Consider the following 20,104-nt stretch of genomic DNA (forward strand, 5'->3'; position numbering starts at 1 on the left):
AAATAGTTTATTGTTTGATAAACTTTATGCTAAATGGTTTTTGACCATCATTAGTTTCTAATAAGTATAATCCTGGTTTTAAAGATGAAATATTTATTTCATTATTTGAAACATTTCCTCTTTTTATAACTTTTCCAGTATAGTCGATAAGTCTATATGATATATCTTCAACCTTATTTAAATTTATTCGAATACTGTTGGTTGCTGGGTTAGGATATACAGCTAAATTAAAGGGATCTTCATTTCCTAAAACATCTCCAGAAACTTCGCTAAATGTCGTATAAAGCGAAGAAGAACTACTAGCAGTAATGTTTACAGTATAATCTTCTACCTCACCGTCAGCAAAAGTTTCACATGAAGTTTGAGCAGCATTGTATTTCATAGAAACTCGCATTCTGGTATTTCCGAGAACGACATTCGAAGGAATGGTAACGCTTGCTGTTAAATTTCCTGAACTAGACGAAGATCCTGAGGCAATTTTTTCTCCACTATCTGTAAAGTCACCATCTTGATTATAGTCTATCCAAATTGCCCAATATTCAGTATATGAAGAACTTCTAAATCCAGCGCTAATGGTTAAAGTATGAGTACCCCCTCTTGAAACGGTAGCTACTTTGTTAGTATAATCTTTATAACCACCATCATCTCCTGTACTATTAGTCATTCCTCCAAAAGAAACATAATCAATCCACTCATGTGTAGAGCGATTTCCTTGTGAAGAACAATATGTTACTTGATTACCTAAAGTATTAAAAGTTGCTGTATTACTATCGGTAGAAGTATTGCCCGCTGCATCTTTAGCTCTAACCGTGTATGAGTACGAAGTACTTGCTGTAAGTCCTGTTATATTAGCAGAGGTACCTGTAACAGTTCCAATACTTGTACCGCTGCTAAACACTTCATATTTAGTTACTCCTACATTATCTGTAGCAGCAGTCCAAGATAACGAAGCTGTAGTTTGTGTTATATTTGAAGCTGTTAAATTATTTGGAGCGGTAGGAGCTTCTGTATCTGCACCTTGATTTACTACAGTCACAGATAAATCATCAACTGCAATATCACTAGACCATCCATTACCCGTAGTACCAACGATTCTTAATTTGATACTACCCCCTAAATAAGAGCTCAAATTAATGTCTATAGAATTCCATTGATTTCCTTTATTTCCTGAATCTGTCCATAAATCAGACCAAGTTGTACCATTAGATGTTCCTTGAACTTTTAAAGCCCCTACATTAGTACCATACATATGATTTTTAAAGCTAAATGTAGCAGAAGACTTTCCTGATAAATCGAAACAAGGACTTTCTAAAATTGCTGTAGCATTACTGCCTATTTGTCCAGTACTTCCATTGGTTGAAGCCTCTAAAAACATATAGAACGATCCTTGAGAAGCAGAACTTGGACCTGTTCCAGAAGAAGGAGTGCTTCCGCTTCTTCTTACCCAATTTCCATTATCTCCAGTTGCTTGAGTCCATGCATCACCAGATTCAAATCCTTCACTATAAGGAAAAGAAGTAACTGTTGAAGAGCAACTAATTGAAGGAGCTGCAGTAGTAGTAAAGTTTACAGATGCACTATAATTAGAGTTGCCTGAAGAACACTTACTACGAACCTGCACTTCATATTGAGTAGAAGCATTCAAACCACTTAAAGAAGTTGATGTGCTAGAAACAGCTTTTGTTGTCCAAGAACTAGTTCCAGTTTGACGATATCTTACATCGTATGTTGCTTCTGAAACTTCACTCCACGAAATATCAGATCCAGATGAGCTTATATTAGAAGTGCTTACGTTTGTTGGCACGGTAGCATTACATACTGCTGGTGTGCCAGATAAGCCTGTTACAATTAATGAGAAATTTTGGCTTCCTCCAGTTAACGAACCTTTGTGTGTAACTGTAATAGTATATGTACCTGATGCTCCTGAAATATCAACACGTTCATAAGGGTCAACATTATTATCTTGTTTTGCACTTGTTGTTGGTGAAGTTAATTTATATGGCAAATAAGTAGTTCCACCTTTTGATACACGTATATCTAAATCATTCACAAGAACAGGTGTAGTTAGGTTTACTGTACCAGTATTGGCAGTACCAGGTCTATCTGTCCAAGAGATTGAAGCTAATAAAGGGCTTGCTCCATCTGAATCTACGGTAATGGTATATGTTTGTCCCGATGTTAGTGTTAATTCTTCAACTTTTGATTCACTTCCATTTTGAGAAATAGTTTCAGCAGCTTTTTTGGCATTCATTAGACCCCAACCAAAAACGACATCTGGTCCAGTTACACCTGCATCATCAGCTGTGTGTAAAGCAATACCTTTTAAAGTAGCAGCCTTAATATAAGAACCTCTAACATTTTTAGCATGTTGTTGTAATAATAATAAAGAACCTGCTACATTAGGAGAGGCCATTGAAGTTCCTGAAATAGAATTATAAGCGTTATCACTAGTTTCATAAGTAGAATAGACTCCTGTTCCATTACCTGTAATATCTGGTTTAATTCGAAAATCATCTGTAGGACCTTCACTACTTGAAGAATTAATTGATACAGAAATTAGATCTCCATTCGCGCTAATATTAGCATCTTGTGCATTCGCGACTACCATATTGTTTTTTGTAGTTGAATGACCTGTTAATTTATCAAAACCAGTGCCTCCAGTAGGATTGGTATTAGCAGTATTGTCATCACCGTCATTACCCGCTGCAACTACCATTAAATAGTTTGGAGCATTAAACATAATCTCATCCCAATCTCGAGACTCAGCAATATATCCTCCAAAGTAATATTGAGGAATTTGTACTTGTCCTAACTGGTTTCTAACAGCAAAACCATAAGAATGATTTGAAATCAACATACCATTAGAGGCTGCCGTAGTAGCCTCGGCCTTATCGCTGTTCCAATCATAACCAATGGCACTTGCATGAGGTGCCATACCTTTAGCATTAGCTTGTACACCCGAAGCAATAATAGTACCAGTTACATGGGCAGAATGAAAATTTAAAGAACCAGAATCTCCAACAGAAAATCTATTAGTGCCGCCAGCCCCATCATATTCCTGATGTGTAGCCCTAGCGATACCACCATCCCAGACATAGGCAGTCATACCTTGCCCCATGAGATTTAATCCTAAAGAACCACCAGAATTTAAATGATTGGTGCGTGTTGATTTAGCTGCATCGACATTAAAGGTGGTATAATAAATAGGATTACCATTTTCAACTTTTTGTAATTCGAGCATGCGTCCATCTTGAAGAAATATTTTTTCTTTCCAACCTTTTTGTTTAGCGATAGCGCTAGCTAATTTTTTTTCTTCTTTAGCAACATTAGCCAAATGCTTTTGAATTTTTTCAAGCTTTAAAAGATCATAGCTTTTTCTCATTTTTTCAATTTCGATGCGATCTTGAGCATACATTGTAAATGTAAAGCTCAAAAGCATCCCTAAAAGTAAAAGTTTACTTAAAAAGTAATTTTTTTTCATAAGTGATTGATTGTATTTTATTGTTAATTTTGCCTTAAAAAGTAAATTTATATACTAAAAAATCTAAATTTTTTATCGATTTTTTTAAAAGACTGCCAAATATATAATTATTTTTCAATTTAACAAATAGTGGAAAATGGTGAATTTTATATAGTGGAAAACCGCTATTTTTTAATTTAAAATAGTATTTTTAGTATATGCTCTACGTAAAAAATCTTTCTATTTCTTTTACCTCAGATAGAGGTTTAAATCAAGTACTTTTTAATGTAAGTTTTCGTTTAGACGAAAATAAAATACTTGGCATTGTAGGTGAGTCAGGTTCAGGAAAATCAATTACTTCATTAGCCATTCTTGGGTTGTTACCGAGGAAAAATACCATTGTCGAAGGAACCATAGTATTTAAAGGTCAAGATTTAACAATTATTACTAAACCAGAACTGAGAAAGATTAGAGGGAAAAAAATCTCAATGATCTTTCAAGAGCCCATGAGTTCTTTAAATCCAAGCCTTACCTGTGGTTATCAGGTTCAAGAAATCTTGCTTCAGCATGAATCCGTTTCTAAAAAACTGGCTAAAGAGAAAGTTATAGCCTTGTTTGAAAAGGTAAAGTTACCTCGTGCAGAAGCTATTTTTGATCAATATCCGCATCAATTATCGGGTGGACAAAAACAACGTGTAATGATTGCAATAGCGATTGCTTGCAAACCCGCTGTTTTGATTGCCGATGAACCAACTACTGCTTTAGATGTCACCGTACAAAAAGAGATTTTGAAACTGCTTAAAGAGTTACAACAAGAAACTAAAATGAGCATCATTTTTATTTCGCATGACCTTTCCTTAGTTTCAGAAATTGCCGACGATGTTATTGTGATGTATAAAGGTAAAATCATTGAAAAAGGTACAGCTATTGATGTTTTTAAGAACGCTAAGCATTCATACACAAAAGCACTTATTAAATCGAAGCCTAGTTTAACAAAACGTTTAAAAGAACTACCTACAGTGACTAGTTTTTTAAATGAAGAAGTAATAGACGCTATTGTTTCCGATAAAGAAAGAAAAGAACAACACAATGAGCTTTATGCTAAAAGCCCATTATTAGAAGTGCGGAATTTAAAAACATATTTCAATACTGAGAAACCTCTTTTTGGTAAACGCAAAGCAGTGGTAAAGGCTGTAGATAATGTTAGCCTTAAAGTGTATGAAGGAGAAACATTAGGATTGGTAGGAGAATCGGGTTGTGGTAAGACTACTTTAGGGAGAACGATTATGAACCTTGAAAATGCTTTTGAAGGAGAAATAATTTATCAGGGAGAAGACATTACAAAACTCACCCGAACTAAAATTAAAAGACTCCGAAAAGATATTCAAATCATATTTCAAGACCCTTTTTCTTCTTTAAACCCGAGAATACCTGTTGGGAGAGCCATTATGGAGCCTATGACTGTACATGGTTTATTCAATTCTGACAAAGAAAGAAAAGAAAAAGTTCTAGAGATTTTGAAAACGGTGGGTTTAGATGCATCACATTTTAATCGATATCCACATGAGTTTTCTGGCGGTCAGCGTCAACGTATAGGAATCGCAAGAACCATAGCATTGCAACCTAAACTTATTATTTGTGACGAATCTGTATCTGCATTAGACGTTTCAGTACAAGCACAGGTATTAAACCTATTAAATTCGTTAAAAAAAGAGTACAACTTTTCTTATATTTTCATTTCACATGATTTAGCAGTTGTTAAATATATGGCAGATCAACTAGTAGTTATGAATAATGGTAAAGTTGAAGAAATAGGCGAAGCAGATGAGCTATATGCAAATCCGAAAACAGACTACACAAAAAAATTAATTGATGCAATTCCTAAAGGAATATAAGCTTTACGCCATGAATTTAACAAGAAAAGAGAAGAGAACACTTAGGGCATTACTCTTTAAACATCAGGACGGTTTAGCTATATCAAATACCATTGCTATCTTAAGTAAGCAAGGGATTTTAGAATACTTCGATCAAAATAAGAGGGCGACTATAGATGAAATATTGGTTGTTTTTCCTAAACTAAACGATGCATATCTCAATATAGCTTTAAGAAGCTTGGCTTCTCAGGGAATATTTGATTACAAAGTAGGTGATAAAACAATCTCAATAACTTCAAAAACTAAACTAAATAAGCTCAAAGAATTCATACCCTTATATACTGAGTTTTCGGCCGCTTATAAAACGCAGCTTAAGCTTTTACAGCTTGATTTTACTGAAGATTTTGAAATAAGCAAAGATATAATTCACCTATCAGAAAGGTGGAACGAGCTGAGTAATGAGAACCTAAACAACACGTACTATCAAAATGAAGTATTGGTACACTTAGAAGCAATTTTATTACTACCCATACTTGTTTATATTCATTATAACACCAGTTTAATAAATAGCAAAGTTCTAAATATTGTTTCAAAACATAATGCATTAAAACAATTCTTCACAAACTTGAAATTTTATAATGATGGAGAGCTGACAAAGAAAGGAAGTTTTTTATTTGATAAGAGTTATGCTTACGGAGTTACTACATCCTATTTGCCCATAATGGCGAATGTAGAAGATTACTTAAATGGTAATTTTCAACGATATTTTGAGCGAGATGCTCAAGGAAATGAGCAACATGTGTTTAGAGGAATTAATGTATGGGGAAGTGGAGGTTCGCACAGTACTTATTTTAATAAAATAGATACCGTTCTTTTAGATATTTTTAATCGTCCGCTTAAAACACAACCTAAAGGAATCATTGATGTTGGATGCGGAAATGGAGCTTTACTCGAACATATGTTTAATTTAATTTGGAACCAAACAAACAGACGTGACGACTTAAAAAAGAATAAATTAATTCTTATAGGTGCAGATTATAATAAGGAGGCACTATTGAGCACGCAACGTAACCTTAAAAAAGCAGATGTTTGGGCTGAAGTTGTGTGGGGAGATATTGGCAATCCTGCTGAAATTGATGAGAAATTAAGCGCCCTTTATAATGTTCGATTAAGTGATTTGCTAAATATTCGATCGTTTTTAGATCACAATAGACCATTTAATGCGCCTAAGAAAACAAATAGTTTTTCAACAATCTCTACGGGCGCATACGCACACAGAGGGACTTTATTAAATAACGGTGACGTAGAACAAAGTCTTTTAGAGCACCTATTAAAATGGAAACCCTACATTCAAAAGCATGGACTTCTAGTAATAGAATTACATACGATCAACCCCGCTACTGTTAGTATAAATTTAGGGAATACCCCGTGTACAGCATACGATGTTACCCACGGCTTTTCTGATCAATATATTGTCGAGATTGAGGTGTTTAACAAAGCGATTAAAAAGGCTGGTCTTTACATAGATAAAGAGCACTACTATAAATTCCCGAACTCAGCGTTATCAACAGTAAGTATTAATTTGATAAGCTAAAGCTATCCTTTAAATTCAGATTTAAAGTTTTTCTGGTAGCTTTCCCACTGTTGTTTCGTAGTAACTTTTTTATAATCGTTAGTAGCAAAAATCTTTAAGAAAATTTCTAGCTGTTTAGGTTTATGGAAACCTTTTACAGGAAGTAAAAACTTTCCCTCTTCATCTAAAAATAAAATACTAGGGTACGATTGAATGCCAAAGAATGCTGCGAATTCATGTTGACTATTTCTTCCTTTTCTAGAAGCATCGTAATTAGGGTTCTTAAAAGTATTCCCTTTAAAATTCACATTATCATCACCTTCAGCATTAAACTTCACCGCGTAATAATTCTCATTAATATACTTTGCAACATCTTTATTCTTAAAAGTATATTTATCTAACATTTTGCAAGGTCCACACCATGTAGTGTACATATCGATAATCATTTTTCTAGGCTCATCTTTTTGAGCTTCTATAGCTTCTTCTACAGTCATCCAGTTTACTTTGTGCTCTTGAGCTATTGTGGTAAAGGACAATAATACTACTATTATATAAACTACTTTTTTCATTTTATGTTTCAAATTCAAGATATAAGGCGCAAAATCTGTGCCTAAATTACAAAAAGAAAACGCTCCATAAGGAGCGTTTCGTATATTATTAATTAAGATTATTCAACACCATGCATTTTTCGTTTCATCATTGGATTTAATAATAGCATAATTAATGCAGCTGCAATAGGTATTACTGTAAAAATTAAGAAGAAAGTTGAAAGACCGTATTTATCAGAAATAGAATCAATATAACTTCCCGTAAACCCTCCTAATAGGTTTGCAAAAAAGTTAGCAGTAAACCAAACACCAAACATTAATCCTACTAATTTAGTAGGTGCCAATTTACTTACATATGATAGCCCTACTGGAGATACGCAAAGTTCACCCATTGTATGTAAATAGTAAGCAACTACTAAAAACATTAAGCTAACCGAAGCTGTTTTTGCTCCTTCTGGTATTCCCGAGGCTCCGTATGCTAATACAGCAAAACCTAACCCCACCAAAAGCAATCCAATAGCAAATTTTACAGGTCCAGAAGGATTTAACTTACTTTGCCAAACTTTAGAAAATAATGGCGCAAACAAAATGATAAATAATGAATTTAGTACTGAAAACCAAGAGGCAGGAACTTCTGTTGCATCTTGTTGAAATTCTCTATTCAACATCCATATTACAATACCCCAGATTATAACAAAACTTAGCCCAAGAAAAATATTTGATAAAGAATATTTACTGAAAGTTTGTTTAAATAATAGTGCTAATACCCATGTTATAACTACCATAGGCACTACGGTTATAATTGTATTTACTATTTTAAACGTTAAAGCTGCATTACCAACTAATGCTCTATCTGTATAATCAGCAGCAAAAATCGTCATAGATCCTCCTGCCTGTTCAAAGGCCCACCAAAAGAAAATTACAAAGAGCGAAAATATTCCAATAACAATGAGTCTATCTTTTACAACCTTAGAGTTTTCAGCTTCTTCAATTGTATCTTCAACATCATCTCCAATTTTTTCAATACTGTCTTCTACTACATCATCAAAATCCTCTAATTGTTTTGGTGCTAATCCTATTTTTCCAAATATTTTTTGGGCAAAATAGAATTGAAGCATTCCGAAAAACATAAAGATACCTGCAAGACCAAACCCATAATGCCAACCAACTTTTTCCCCTATATAGCCACAAAGTAAAATACCTAAGAATGCCCCAGAGTTAATACCCATATAAAAGATAGTATAACCTGCATCTTTTTCTTTTCCTTGAGTTTTATAAAGTTGTCCAACCATTGAAGAAATATTAGGCTTAAAGAAACCGTTTCCGATAATCAAGAATGCTAACCCCGCATAAAAAAACATAGAAGTCATACCTTCTAATGCCATAGCAGCATGACCTAAAGTCATTATAAAAGCCCCTAGAACTACTGCTTTTCTATAGCCCATAAATTTATCTGCAATAAAGCCCCCAATAATTGGTGTTATATATACTAAGCCAGTATACCAAGCATAAAGTACCAAGGCGTCAGATCTTTCCCATCCCCAACCTGCAGCATATCCTTTTTCTTCATCCCCCAATATAGAGGTTACTAAAAATAAAACTAATAATGCCCGCATACCGTAATAGGAAAAACGTTCCCACATTTCTGTAAAAAACAAAACAAACAGCCCAGAAGGATGCTCTAATACTGTTTTTTGGTTAGTTTCTGAACCTCCAAATTTAAATTCCATATATAATTAATATTAGTTAGTAAAAGTTGTTATAAATTTTTTTCGATAAAGTCAGTCATTTTTTTGTAGAGATGCAAACGTGTGTTTTTACCTTTACGAATTCCGTGTGCTCTATCTGGATAAATGAATAAATCAAATTGTTTATTTGCCTCGACTAGCGAATTGATCATTCGTGTTGTATTTTGTACATGTACATTATCATCACCAGAACCATGCACTAATAAATAAGCTCCTTTTAGCTTATCTACATGGTTTATGGGTGAATTATCATCATATCCCGATGCGTTTTCTTGGGGTGTTTGCATATAGCGTTCCGTATAAACGGTATCATAAAAACGCCAAGAGGTTACAGGTGCAACAGCAATCGCCATTTTAAAAATAGCTGCTCCTTTGGTTATTGCAAGAGAAGACATATATCCACCATAGCTCCAACCCCAAATGCCAATTCTATTTTCATCAATATAGGCTCTTTTTCCTAATTCTTTTGCAGCATCTATTTGATCTTGAACTTCATACTTCCCTAATTCTTTATAGGTTATTTTTTTAAAATCCCTTCCTTTTAATCCAGTACCTCGACCATCAACACAAGCAATTATGTATCCTTGTTCGGCCAACATTTGATACCAATAATCATTGCTTCCGCCCCAGCGATTTGCAACTGATTGCGAACCAGGACCTGAATATTGATACATTAACAATGGATATTTTTTAGTTTCATCAAAATTAGATGGCTTGATCATCCACGCATTAAATTCTCCATTGGTTGTTGTTAGCGTAAAGAATTCTTTTTTAGAAATATTATAACCGCTCAATTTTTCTGAAAGTGCTTTGTTATTTTTAATCTCTTTTAATTGAGCACCTGTTCTTGCATCGTTTAAAGTATATACTGTAGGAGTATTAGCACTTGAAAACGTATTCACAAAATAACGTAAACTGTTACTAAAAGCGGCGCTATTGGTTCCTTTATTTGGTGTAAGCAGACGCTTATCTTTTCCGTTTAATTTTATTGAGAAAACATTTCGATCTATAGAACCTCCTTGAGTAGATTGATAAAAAATTCGTTTTGTTTTAGGGCTATAGCCATAGTAGTTAGTTACTTCCCATTTACCATCTGTGATCTGATTTTTAAGCATACCGTTAGCATCATAATGATAGATATGATTAAAACCATCTTTTTCACTGGTCCAAATAAAGCTATTATCCTTTAAAAAAGTAAGATCATCATGAACATCTACATAAGCGACATCTTTTTCATTTAAAATCAATGTAGATTTAAGGGAGTTGGCATCAACAAACACTAAATTTAGATTATTTTGTAAACGATTTAAGGTAATTACCGATAACGTATTGGCATCGTTTGTCCATTTAATTCTAGGAATATAATGCTGATATACACCTTCTAATACTACTTGTTTGCTTGTTTTATCTGCTACTCCATACATGTGTAACGTAACAATCGCATTTTTTTCACCAGCCTTCGGATATTTAAATACGTGTTGTCTAGGATACAAATCGTTACCATACATATCCATTGAAAACTCTGGCACTTCTCTTTCATCAAATCGTAAATAGGCTATTTTATCAGAATTAGCATTCCATTGAAATGCCTTTACAAAACTGAATTCTTCTTCATACACCCAATCGGTAATACCATTAATAACCTCGTTTATTTTACCATCAGTAGTAACTTGAACGGTGATATCACTTTTTAAATCTTTTAAAAATATATTGTTATTAAAAACAAAAGCCACTTTTGTACCGTCTGGTGAAAAAGTGGGCTCTTGAATTTTTTGATTAGAAACTTTACTTAGCTTTTTTGTCGAAAGATCATAAATATAATAAATACCTTTAGACGATCGTCGGTATATCTGCTCAGATTGAGTGCGTAATAGTAACTTGTCTTCATTAGCGCTAAACTCATAACTATCAAAAGAAGAAATTGCTTCAAGATCTTTACTATCAACAACAGTTTCAACTTTTTCTAAGGTTTTATAATCATACTTATCTAAGCTAGTATTTTTAGTTTGTGTATCAGAATTTAGAATGGTATAAAAGTCTCCTTTTTGCATCGAATGAAAAGCATTTAAGCGCTCAGTTCTAAAAGTACCTTTAGACCAGATATCTTCAAGAGTAATGTTTTTTTTCTGTGCAGAGGCTAAAACAGAAAAGGCTATAAAAAGTATGTAAAGTTTTTTCATGAGTTATTGAAGAATTGAGAAAATTTTGCCAAGTTTACGGAAAAATCATCAAAAACCAGTCCAAAGACTAGATAAAATTCGGTTTTTAACAAGAGTTCATAAAACTTAAAAGACTAAGAATTAGTATCTTTGAGATACCTTTAAATAACCTATTAATGACCAAAACCATTTCGGGATTTTCGAAATTTTCTAAAGAAGAAAAGATCAACTGGCTAACTACTAATTTTTTTGCGAATGCAGAAGCTGCTAAACATACCTTAAAGCAATATTGGAACACTAATAAGCAGTTACAGCAATTACATGATGAATTTATAGAGAACACCATTTCTAATTTTTACTTGCCTTATAGTGTAGCGCCTAATTTTATTATTAATAATAAAGAATACACCATACCTATGGCTGTTGAAGAGAGTTCTGTTGTAGCAGCGTCATCTTTAATAGCTAAGTTTTGGAGTACACGTGGCGGATTTAAAACTAAAGTAATCTCAACCATAAAGACAGGCCAGATTCACTTTATGTATGAAGGAGATAACAATGTATTGAAAAATTATTTTAATACTTCAAAACCTAATCTTTTAAAAGCAACTGAAGGCATCACCAAAAACATGCGTAAACGTGGAGGAGGTATTTTAGATATCGTACTTACCGATAAAACCGCATTATTAGAGAACTACTATCAGCTTCATGTTACTTTTGAAACGAAGGATAGTATGGGTGCTAATTTTATTAATTCATGTCTTGAAGCCATAGCAAAAGTATTCGAAAAAGAAGGAATTGAAATTGTAATGAGTATTTTATCTAATTATATTCCTGAGTGTTTAGTGCGTGCCGAAGTAAGCTGTGCTATTGAAGATTTAGGTGAAAATGCACAAAAATTTGCACAAAAATTTTATCAAGCTGTTCAGATAGCTAAAGTAGAACCCTATCGCGCGGTGACTCATAATAAAGGCATTATGAATGGTATTGACGCTGTGGTTCTAGCCACCGGAAATGATTTTAGGGCTGTAGAAGCTGGAGCGCATGCTTATGCTTCTAGAGATGGTATCTATAAAAGCTTAACAGATTGCTCAATTGATAACGAAATTTTTAAATTTTGGATAGAAATTCCTCTAGCTTTAGGTACCGTTGGAGGCTTAACGGCTTTACACCCGTTAGCAAAACTATCGTTACAAATGTTAGGAAATCCTTCTGTGTTAGAGCTTATGCAAATTACTGCTGCTGCTGGGTTGGCACAAAATTTTGCAGCATTGAGAGCTTTGGTAACTACAGGTATTCAAGAAGGACATATGAAAATGCATTTGCAGAATATTCTAAATCAATTAGGAGCTAATGAAGATGAAAAGGAACAATTAATAGCCCATTTTAAGAAGCACCCAGTTACACATAATGCTGTGGTTGAAGCCTATGAAAAATTACAACACAATAAGAAATCTTAATGTTTTAATAACAATATTCTATTCTTATGAGGATACTTTTCGCATTAAAGTTTTTATCTTTGGTGTCCTTGCTATAAAAGAGAGAAAATAAACGAAGTTTAATCTTTAAAAATATAAAAATATGGCATTCGAATTACCAAAATTAGGTTACGCATATGATGCATTAGAGCCTAATATAGATGCAAGAACAATGGAAATTCATCATTCTAAACATCATGCAGGTTATACCAATAAATTAAATGCTGCAATTGATGGAACAGACCTCGACGGAAAAACAATAGAAGATATTTTAGCGAATTTAGATATGAATAATGCAGCTGTTCGAAACAATGGAGGCGGTTTCTATAATCACAGCTTATTTTGGTCGGTAATGAATCCAGAAGGTAAAGGATATCTATCAGGAGATTTAAAAGATGCAATTGAAGCACAATATGGTTCAGTTGATGCTTTTAAGGAAGCATTTGCTAAGGCAGCCGCTACGCGTTTCGGGTCTGGTTGGGCTTGGTTATGTGTTCACAAAGGAGGTACAGTAGAAGTTTGTTCATCACCGAATCAAGATAATCCACTAATGCCTGGTGTGGGTTGTGGAGGTACACCTATTTTAGGCATAGATGTATGGGAGCATGCATATTACTTAAATTATCAAAATCGCAGACCAGATTATATTCAAGCATTTTTTAATGTAATTAACTGGAATGAAGTAGAGCGTCGTTACGCTGAAGCTAAATAATTACCTTCCTGTGGAAAAGCAGGGAATCTTAATTTAATTAAAAAACAATCTGCCTGGAAAATCATTTTTTCAGGCAGTTTTTATGTCAATTCATGCAAAGTAAAACAATAGCCTACATTGCGGCGTTTATCGTTGCCATTATCTACGGTATAAATTACTCGATTGCAAAAGATGTAATGCCAACCTATATTAAACCTTTCGGGTTTATACTTTTAAGAGTTTTTTGGGCAACAGTTATATTTTGGGTTCTAGGAGGTTTTTATAAAAAAGAAACAATAGATAAGGCAGATTTTAAAAGAATTGCTTTAGCAGCTTTATTTGGTGTCTGTATTAATACACTAGCGTTTTTTAAAGGTTTGAGTTTAACAAGCCCTATAAATGCATCTGTAATTATGGTAAACACGCCTATTTTGGTGTTAATACTATCTGCTATTATTTTAAAGGAACAGATTACCAAATTAAAGATTACGGGAATTATAATTGGTCTTATCGGAGCCATAATATTAATCGTATATGGAAAAAGTGCAGCAAAAGGAGATTATCCTTTACTAGGAAATTCTTTGATTTTTTTAAATGCAACATCGTATGGCCTTTACTTAATTGTTGTGAAAAAATTAACTCAAAAATACAATGCAATAACACTGGTAAAGTGGTTGTACCTTTTCGGGTTGATTATGGTCATTCCTTTTGGTTTTTCAGAAGTAAAAGAGGTTGATTGGTCAACAATTCCTGCTGCTATTATTTATTTTAATATTGCTTTCGTGATTGTTTTTACCACAGTAATTGCTTATGTATTCAATCTATTTGCTTTACAGCGCTTAAAACCAACCACATTGAGTGCATTTATATATTTACAACCTGTAATCGCATCGACTTATGCACTCATTTTAAATAAAGATACGTTGAATATGGTAAAAATAATGGCTGCAATTCTTATTTTCACGGGTGTGTATTTAGTCACTAAAAGCAACACAAAACCCATTAAAGAAAGGTCGCTGAGACATTAGCTTAATTTAGTTAACTTTGCGTAATTTTTATAGAAATTTATGATCCAATCGATGACGGGTTACGGTAAAACCGTAGTGCAACTTCCTCAAAAAAAAGTTACTGTTGAAATCAAATCACTAAATAGTAAGAATCTAGATTTAAATGTTCGGATGCCTTCTATTTATAAAGAGAAAGAGTTGTTTATGCGAAAACAACTTGCAGAACACTTAGTGAGAGGAAAAGTAGAATTATCTATTTATTTAGAAGTTACAGGAGAGGAAATTTCAACGAAGATCAATAAAGAAATTGTTAATGCCTACATTGACCAATTACGTGAAATTGCAGTTACTTCACCAGAGAGCTCGTTAGAAATAGCAATGCGTTTGCCAGATGCTTTAAAAACAGAGCGTGAAGAATTAGATGAAGATGAATGGCAGCATCTGGAAAAAGCGATGAAAGAAGCAATTTCTAAGATTAAAGAATATAGAAGCGATGAAGGAAAAGCACTTGAGCGTGATTTTTTAGTGCGAATTAAAAACATAGAAAGTTTATTAGATCAAGTAATCTCCTTAGATGATGATAGAAAAGTTCATATGCGTGATAAATTACAAAACGCTATAGACGAACTAAAAGAAGATATAGATCAGAATCGTTTCGAACAAGAGATTATTTATTATTTAGAGAAATTAGATATTACTGAAGAAAAAGTGCGGCTAAAAAACCATTTAACCTATTTTGTAGAGTCTATAAATTCTGCAGATTCTAATGGTAAGAAATTAGGCTTTATATCGCAAGAAATAGGCAGAGAAATCAATACTATAGGTTCGAAATCTAATTATGCACCTATGCAAAAAGTAGTAGTTCAAATGAAGGATGAGCTCGAAAAGATAAAAGAGCAATTATTAAATGTTTTATAAAGTACAACGCTGTAAAAACTGACTAAAAACACACTACAAAAACATACCGATCGGTTTCTATAATAGGTTAAACATTTTATTTTTAAAAGTTTAATTAGCAAATAGTGATTAGAAAAGAACCAGTTGGTATTTTTATAATATTATGACTTTGGCAAAGAAACCTACTAAAAATAAAGGAAAACTAATCGTTTTTTCAGCCCCCTCTGGATCTGGTAAGACCACCATCGTGCGTCATCTTTTAGCAATAGAGAGTTTAAATTTAGAGTTCTCTATTTCGGCAACATCAAGAAATAAAAGAGGAACAGAAAAAGATGGCACAGATTACTATTTTATCTCTACGAGAGATTTTAAAGATAAAATAAAGAATGATGAGTTTTTAGAATGGGAAGAAGTATATCGCGATAATTTTTATGGTACTCTTAAAACCGAAGTAGAGCGCATCTGGGCAAAAGGTAAACATGTTATTTTTGATATTGATGTGGTTGGCGGACTTAGAATAAAAAAGAAGTTTCCTAAAGAGACTTTAGCAGTATTTATAAAACCACCAAGTGTAGATGAGCTAAAAATTCGCCTAAAAAAACGTAGTACAGAAAGCGAGGAAAAGATTAATATGCGTATTGCAAAAGCATCGGTAGAAATGGCTACGGCACCACAATTTGATAAAATCATCAAGAATTACGATTTAGACATCGCTTTAAAAGAAGCTGAAAACCTCGTAGCAGATTTCGTTGGTGTAAACAGTAATCAAGAAGAAGAATAAAAAACAAAACGTCACCTCGCGTAGTCGAGAGATCTCTAAAAAATGAAGGAAATAGGACTTTATTTCGGGACATTCAATCCTATTCACATTGGGCATTTGAATATTGCCAATTATATGGTTGAATATTCTGATCTTGAAGAAATATGGTTTGTAGTTACGCCACAAAATCCATTTAAGGAAAAAGCATCTTTATTAGCAGATAATCATAGATACCAATTAGTTCAAATTGCTTTAGAAGAATACCCTAAGTTAAAAGCTTCTAATGTTGAGTTTAAACTACCGCAACCCAATTATACAATTACGACCTTAACAGTATTGGCTGAGAAATTTCCTGACCACCATTTTAGTATCATTATGGGTGAAGACAATCTCAAATCTTTTCATAAATGGAAAAATTATGAAGCCATATTGAAATACTATCAGGTATATGTGTATCCAAGAATCTACGAAGATCGCGTTTCTGAGACACAGTTTGATACGCATCCAAAAGTGCAAAAGATAGCTGCTCCAATTATGGAAATCTCTTCTACATTTATTCGCAAAGCCATTAAAGAAGGTAAAAACATAAAGCCGATGCTACCAGACAATGTTTGGAAGTATCTAGACGAGATGAATTTTTATAAAAATTAACGTATTTATAGCATTTTTCTAGAAGCTTTAAATTAAATATACATTGTATATTTGTTTTCCTTGTAATGGCTAAAAAAGACAAAAATAAAGGTAGGTTTAAAGAGAAACTAACCCATAAATACAGGTTAGTTGTCTTAAATGAAGATACTTTTGAAGAACGCTTTTCGTTTAAATTAAACCGTCTCAATGTATTTGTTTTAACGGGTATTAGTACGGTTTTACTAATTGGCTTAACCGCATTTTTAATAGCTTTCACCCCGTTGCGAGAGTATATACCAGGCTACTCTTCTTCTAAACTTAAAAAACAGGCCTCAGACTTGGTGTATAAAGTAGATTCCTTAGAACAAGAGTTAACAGTAAATGATGTGTATATAGAGAATATTAGGGAAGTGTTAACAGGTAAGATAAAAGATGTTCAGGTTAATAAAGACTCTATTATTGAGCAATTAAGAATAGAAGATACTGATCTTGAACCGATACCAGAAGACTCTATTTTTAGAGCCGAAGTTGAACGTCAAGATCGGTATAGTGTGTTTCAAAAAGCAACAAAAAAAGCCGATTTGGTATTTTCTACACCTGTTAAGGGCAATGTCTCAGATACGTATAATCCTAAAGAGCGGCATTATGCGATAGATATTGCGGTTACTAAAGACACACCTGTAAAAGCAGCTGCAGATGGTACTGTAATTTTTGCGGGATTCACGGCCGATACGGGTTTTGTCATCATACTCGAACATGCTAAAAACTTTATTACAGTATATAAGCACAATGCTACGTTACATAAAGAGCAAGGAGATTTAGTGAAATCAGGAGAAGTGATTGCCAGTGCTGGCTCTACAGGCACACTTACTACGGGGCCACACCTACATTTCGAATTATGGAACGATGGCTATCCGGTAAATCCAAGAAACTTTATAGATTTTGAATAGATGAACGTGAAGTCTGTATTTGCTATTCCATTTGCAAAAATCGTTCGAAAACGTATTTATAAATGGGCAAAAAACCCTATAAAAACACAAGAGAAAGTTTTTAAAAAGCTGATATCTCAGGCAAAAAACACAGCTTTTGGTAAAGATCATGATTTTACTTCGATTAGAACCTATGAAGATTTTAAAAGTAGAGTTCCAGTTAATGATTATGAAGGTTTACGACCTTATGTAGATAGAATAGTGGCTGGTGAACGTGATGTATTATGGAAAGGAAAGCCTATTTACTTTGCAAAAACTTCGGGTACTACATCGGGAGCGAAATACATTCCTATTACCAAAGAATCTATGCCTACACATATCAAGGCAGCTCGTAATGCCTTATTGCTATATATAGCAGAAAAGAAAGATGCAAATTTTGTAAATGGTAAAATGATCTTTTTACAAGGAAGCCCTGTATTAGAAGATAAAAATGGCGTAAAATTAGGTCGCTTAAGCGGAATTGTAGCGCATTATGTACCTAAATATCTACAGAAAAATAGACTGCCAAGTTGGGAAACCAATTGTATTGAAGATTGGGAAACCAAAGTTGATAAAATTGTCGAGGAAACTCTTACGGAAGATATGACTGTGATTAGCGGAATACCTTCTTGGGTGCAAATGTATTTTGAAAAATTGATCGATAAAACAGGTAAAAAAATTAGTGAGCTTTTTCCTAATTTTAATTTTTTCGTGTATGGTGGTGTCAATTTTGAACCCTACAAAAACAAATTTGAATCTCTTATTGGTAAAAAGGTGGATTATATAGAGTTATATCCTGCCTCAGAAGGATTTATAGCCTATCAAGATAGTCAACAAGAAAAAGGCATGCTTTTACAGCTTAAAAGCGGTATTTTTTATGAATTTATTCCAGCAAATGAGTTTTTTGATGAAAATCCGACTAGAATTTCGCTAAAAGATGTTGAGTTAGGTGTAAACTATGTGATTATTTTAAATACAAATGCGGGATTATGGGGTTATAATATCGGTGATACCGTAGAATTTACTTCATTAATGCCCTATCGTATTAAAGTCACGGGTCGTATTAAACATTATATTTCTGCTTTTGGAGAACATGTAATAGGTAAGGAGGTTGAAAAAGCTCTAAATGATGCTATAGTTGGCACTAATGTGAATGTGAGTGAGTTTACTGTGGCTCCACAGGTGAATCCTAAAGAAGGATTACCGTATCACGAATGGTTTATTGAATTTGAGAACGATCCAGAGGATTTAGAACATTTTGCTTCTAACATCGAGCGATCAATGCAAGAGCAAAATATCTATTATTTTGATCTGATTGAAGGAAAAATTTTAAGACCACTTGTTATCCGTAAAGTAAAAAAAGGCGGATTTCATGAATATATGAAGTCTATTGGGAAGTTTGGAGGACAGAATAAGATACCTCAGCTCTCAGACAATCGAAAAATTGCTGATGTACTTCAGAATTTTTTAACTTTATAAACATGAAAGTACTATCAGTAAATATTGGTGAGCGAAAAGAAGTACAATGGAGAAAAAAAACCATTGAAACGGGTATTTTTAAATATCCTGTTAAACATGCTGTTTTTTTAGATAAACAAGATGTTAAGGGCGATACAGTGGTTGACAGAAAACACCATGCTGGTATTGATAAGGCTGTTTATGTATATGGCGCGCAGCATTATGATTATTTTAAAGTCTTATACCCAAACCAAGATTGGCAGTATGGTATGTTTGGTGAAAATATTACGCTTTCAGAACTAGATGAAACAACATTACATATAGGTTCCGTATATCAATTAGGGGAAGCAAAAATTGAGGTCTCGCAACCTCGCCAACCCTGTTATAAATTAGGAATACGCTTTAATGACCAGAAAATTGTTAAAGATTTTTGGCACTCTACAAAATGCGGTTCTTATTTTAAAATTCTTAAAACGGGTAACGTTAAGGCTGGTGATGAACTTGTTTTACTAGAAAATAATCCTGAAAACCCTACTGTTGCTGAGGTGTATGCTCATAAGAGAACTTCGAAAGGATTCTAATGTTATTCTTTTTCTAAACCTTTTTCATTTTTAGTAGTCTTACTAACAAAGTAAAATTAAGAAAAATGAAAAAGTTAATTATTATAGTTTTTGGTTGTGTGATGCTCTTAATAGGTAATTCATGTGTTGTGCATACAAGACCAGCACAAACGAAAACGGTTGTTATTAAAAAGGCTCTAAGAAATCATAAGATTGTAGTTGTTAAAGGAAAGCGCTATTATTATTGGGGTGGCAATCATTATAAGAAAACTAGAAGAGGTTTTGTTTTTGTAAGA

General features: G+C 33.4%; 16 protein-coding genes. 12 read left to right on the forward strand and 4 right to left on the reverse strand.

Annotation, left to right across the window (positions count from 1 at the left end):
- Window positions 1-7 precede the first annotated feature (7 nt).
- A complete protein-coding gene (locus AC1EUY_RS07370) occupies window positions 8-3,481 on the reverse strand; it encodes a S8 family serine peptidase (protein WP_480194871.1) in 3,474 nt (1,157 codons plus the stop codon).
- Between the two features lie 197 nt (window positions 3,482-3,678).
- Here AC1EUY_RS07370 and AC1EUY_RS07375 point away from each other — a divergent pair, with 197 nt between their 5' ends.
- Both AC1EUY_RS07375 and AC1EUY_RS07380 read left to right on the forward strand, forming a co-directional pair.
- A complete protein-coding gene (locus AC1EUY_RS07375) occupies window positions 3,679-5,355 on the forward strand; it encodes an ABC transporter ATP-binding protein (RefSeq protein ID WP_480194872.1) in 1,677 nt (558 codons plus the stop codon).
- A gap of 10 nt (window positions 5,356-5,365) precedes the next feature.
- Window positions 5,366-6,928 carry a class I SAM-dependent methyltransferase gene (locus tag AC1EUY_RS07380; protein WP_480194873.1) on the forward strand — a complete coding sequence of 521 codons (1,563 nt, stop codon included), beginning with the start codon at window positions 5,366-5,368 and terminating at the stop codon, window positions 6,926-6,928.
- Between the two features lie 2 nt (window positions 6,929-6,930).
- Here the strand turns inward: AC1EUY_RS07380 and AC1EUY_RS07385 are convergent, their stop codons facing one another.
- From AC1EUY_RS07385 to AC1EUY_RS07395, 3 genes are all read right to left on the reverse strand, one after another.
- Window positions 6,931-7,476, reverse strand: a complete 546-nt coding sequence (locus tag AC1EUY_RS07385; protein ID WP_480194874.1) for a thioredoxin family protein — start codon at window positions 7,474-7,476, stop codon at window positions 6,931-6,933.
- Between the two features lie 98 nt (window positions 7,477-7,574).
- On the reverse strand, window positions 7,575-9,185 hold the full coding sequence (locus AC1EUY_RS07390; RefSeq protein WP_480194875.1) for a peptide MFS transporter: 1,611 nt from the start codon (window positions 9,183-9,185) through the stop codon (window positions 7,575-7,577).
- 29 nt (window positions 9,186-9,214) lie between these two features.
- Entirely contained in the window at window positions 9,215-11,383 is a 2,169-nt protein-coding gene (locus tag AC1EUY_RS07395) for a DPP IV N-terminal domain-containing protein (RefSeq protein WP_480194876.1), read from the reverse strand.
- Between the two features lie 155 nt (window positions 11,384-11,538).
- Between AC1EUY_RS07395 and AC1EUY_RS07400 the strand changes: the two genes are divergently transcribed.
- The 10 genes from AC1EUY_RS07400 to AC1EUY_RS07445 all read left to right on the forward strand — a co-directional run.
- On the forward strand, window positions 11,539-12,819 hold the full coding sequence (locus AC1EUY_RS07400) for a hydroxymethylglutaryl-CoA reductase, degradative (protein ID WP_480194877.1): 1,281 nt from the start codon (window positions 11,539-11,541) through the stop codon (window positions 12,817-12,819).
- A gap of 121 nt (window positions 12,820-12,940) precedes the next feature.
- A complete protein-coding gene (locus AC1EUY_RS07405) occupies window positions 12,941-13,549 on the forward strand; it encodes a superoxide dismutase (RefSeq protein WP_480194878.1) in 609 nt (202 codons plus the stop codon).
- Between the two features lie 92 nt (window positions 13,550-13,641).
- A complete protein-coding gene (locus AC1EUY_RS07410; RefSeq protein WP_480194879.1) occupies window positions 13,642-14,556 on the forward strand; it encodes a DMT family transporter in 915 nt (304 codons plus the stop codon).
- A 39-nt stretch (window positions 14,557-14,595) separates the two neighbouring features.
- A complete protein-coding gene (locus AC1EUY_RS07415; RefSeq protein WP_480194880.1) occupies window positions 14,596-15,453 on the forward strand; it encodes a YicC/YloC family endoribonuclease in 858 nt (285 codons plus the stop codon).
- A 148-nt stretch (window positions 15,454-15,601) separates the two neighbouring features.
- Complete coding sequence (gene gmk, locus AC1EUY_RS07420) at window positions 15,602-16,213, forward strand: guanylate kinase (protein WP_480194881.1); 612 nt, start codon at window positions 15,602-15,604, stop codon at window positions 16,211-16,213.
- A 42-nt stretch (window positions 16,214-16,255) separates the two neighbouring features.
- Window positions 16,256-16,843, forward strand: a complete 588-nt coding sequence (gene nadD, locus AC1EUY_RS07425; protein WP_480194882.1) for a nicotinate (nicotinamide) nucleotide adenylyltransferase — start codon at window positions 16,256-16,258, stop codon at window positions 16,841-16,843.
- A gap of 65 nt (window positions 16,844-16,908) precedes the next feature.
- Window positions 16,909-17,772, forward strand: coding sequence for a M23 family metallopeptidase (locus AC1EUY_RS07430; protein WP_480194883.1), 864 nt, complete (start codon window positions 16,909-16,911; stop codon window positions 17,770-17,772).
- Complete coding sequence (locus AC1EUY_RS07435; RefSeq protein WP_480194884.1) at window positions 17,773-19,269, forward strand: GH3 auxin-responsive promoter family protein; 1,497 nt, start codon at window positions 17,773-17,775, stop codon at window positions 19,267-19,269.
- 2 nt (window positions 19,270-19,271) lie between these two features.
- The gene (locus AC1EUY_RS07440; RefSeq protein ID WP_480194885.1) at window positions 19,272-19,829 is read left to right on the forward strand and encodes an MOSC domain-containing protein; all 558 of its coding nucleotides are present in this window, start codon (window positions 19,272-19,274) and stop codon (window positions 19,827-19,829) included.
- A gap of 65 nt (window positions 19,830-19,894) precedes the next feature.
- The coding region (locus tag AC1EUY_RS07445; protein WP_480194886.1) for a DUF6515 family protein at window positions 19,895-20,104 on the forward strand (210 nt) is incomplete at its 3' end.

It is taken from the genome of Maritimimonas sp. 2210JD6-3, assembly GCF_056591795.1.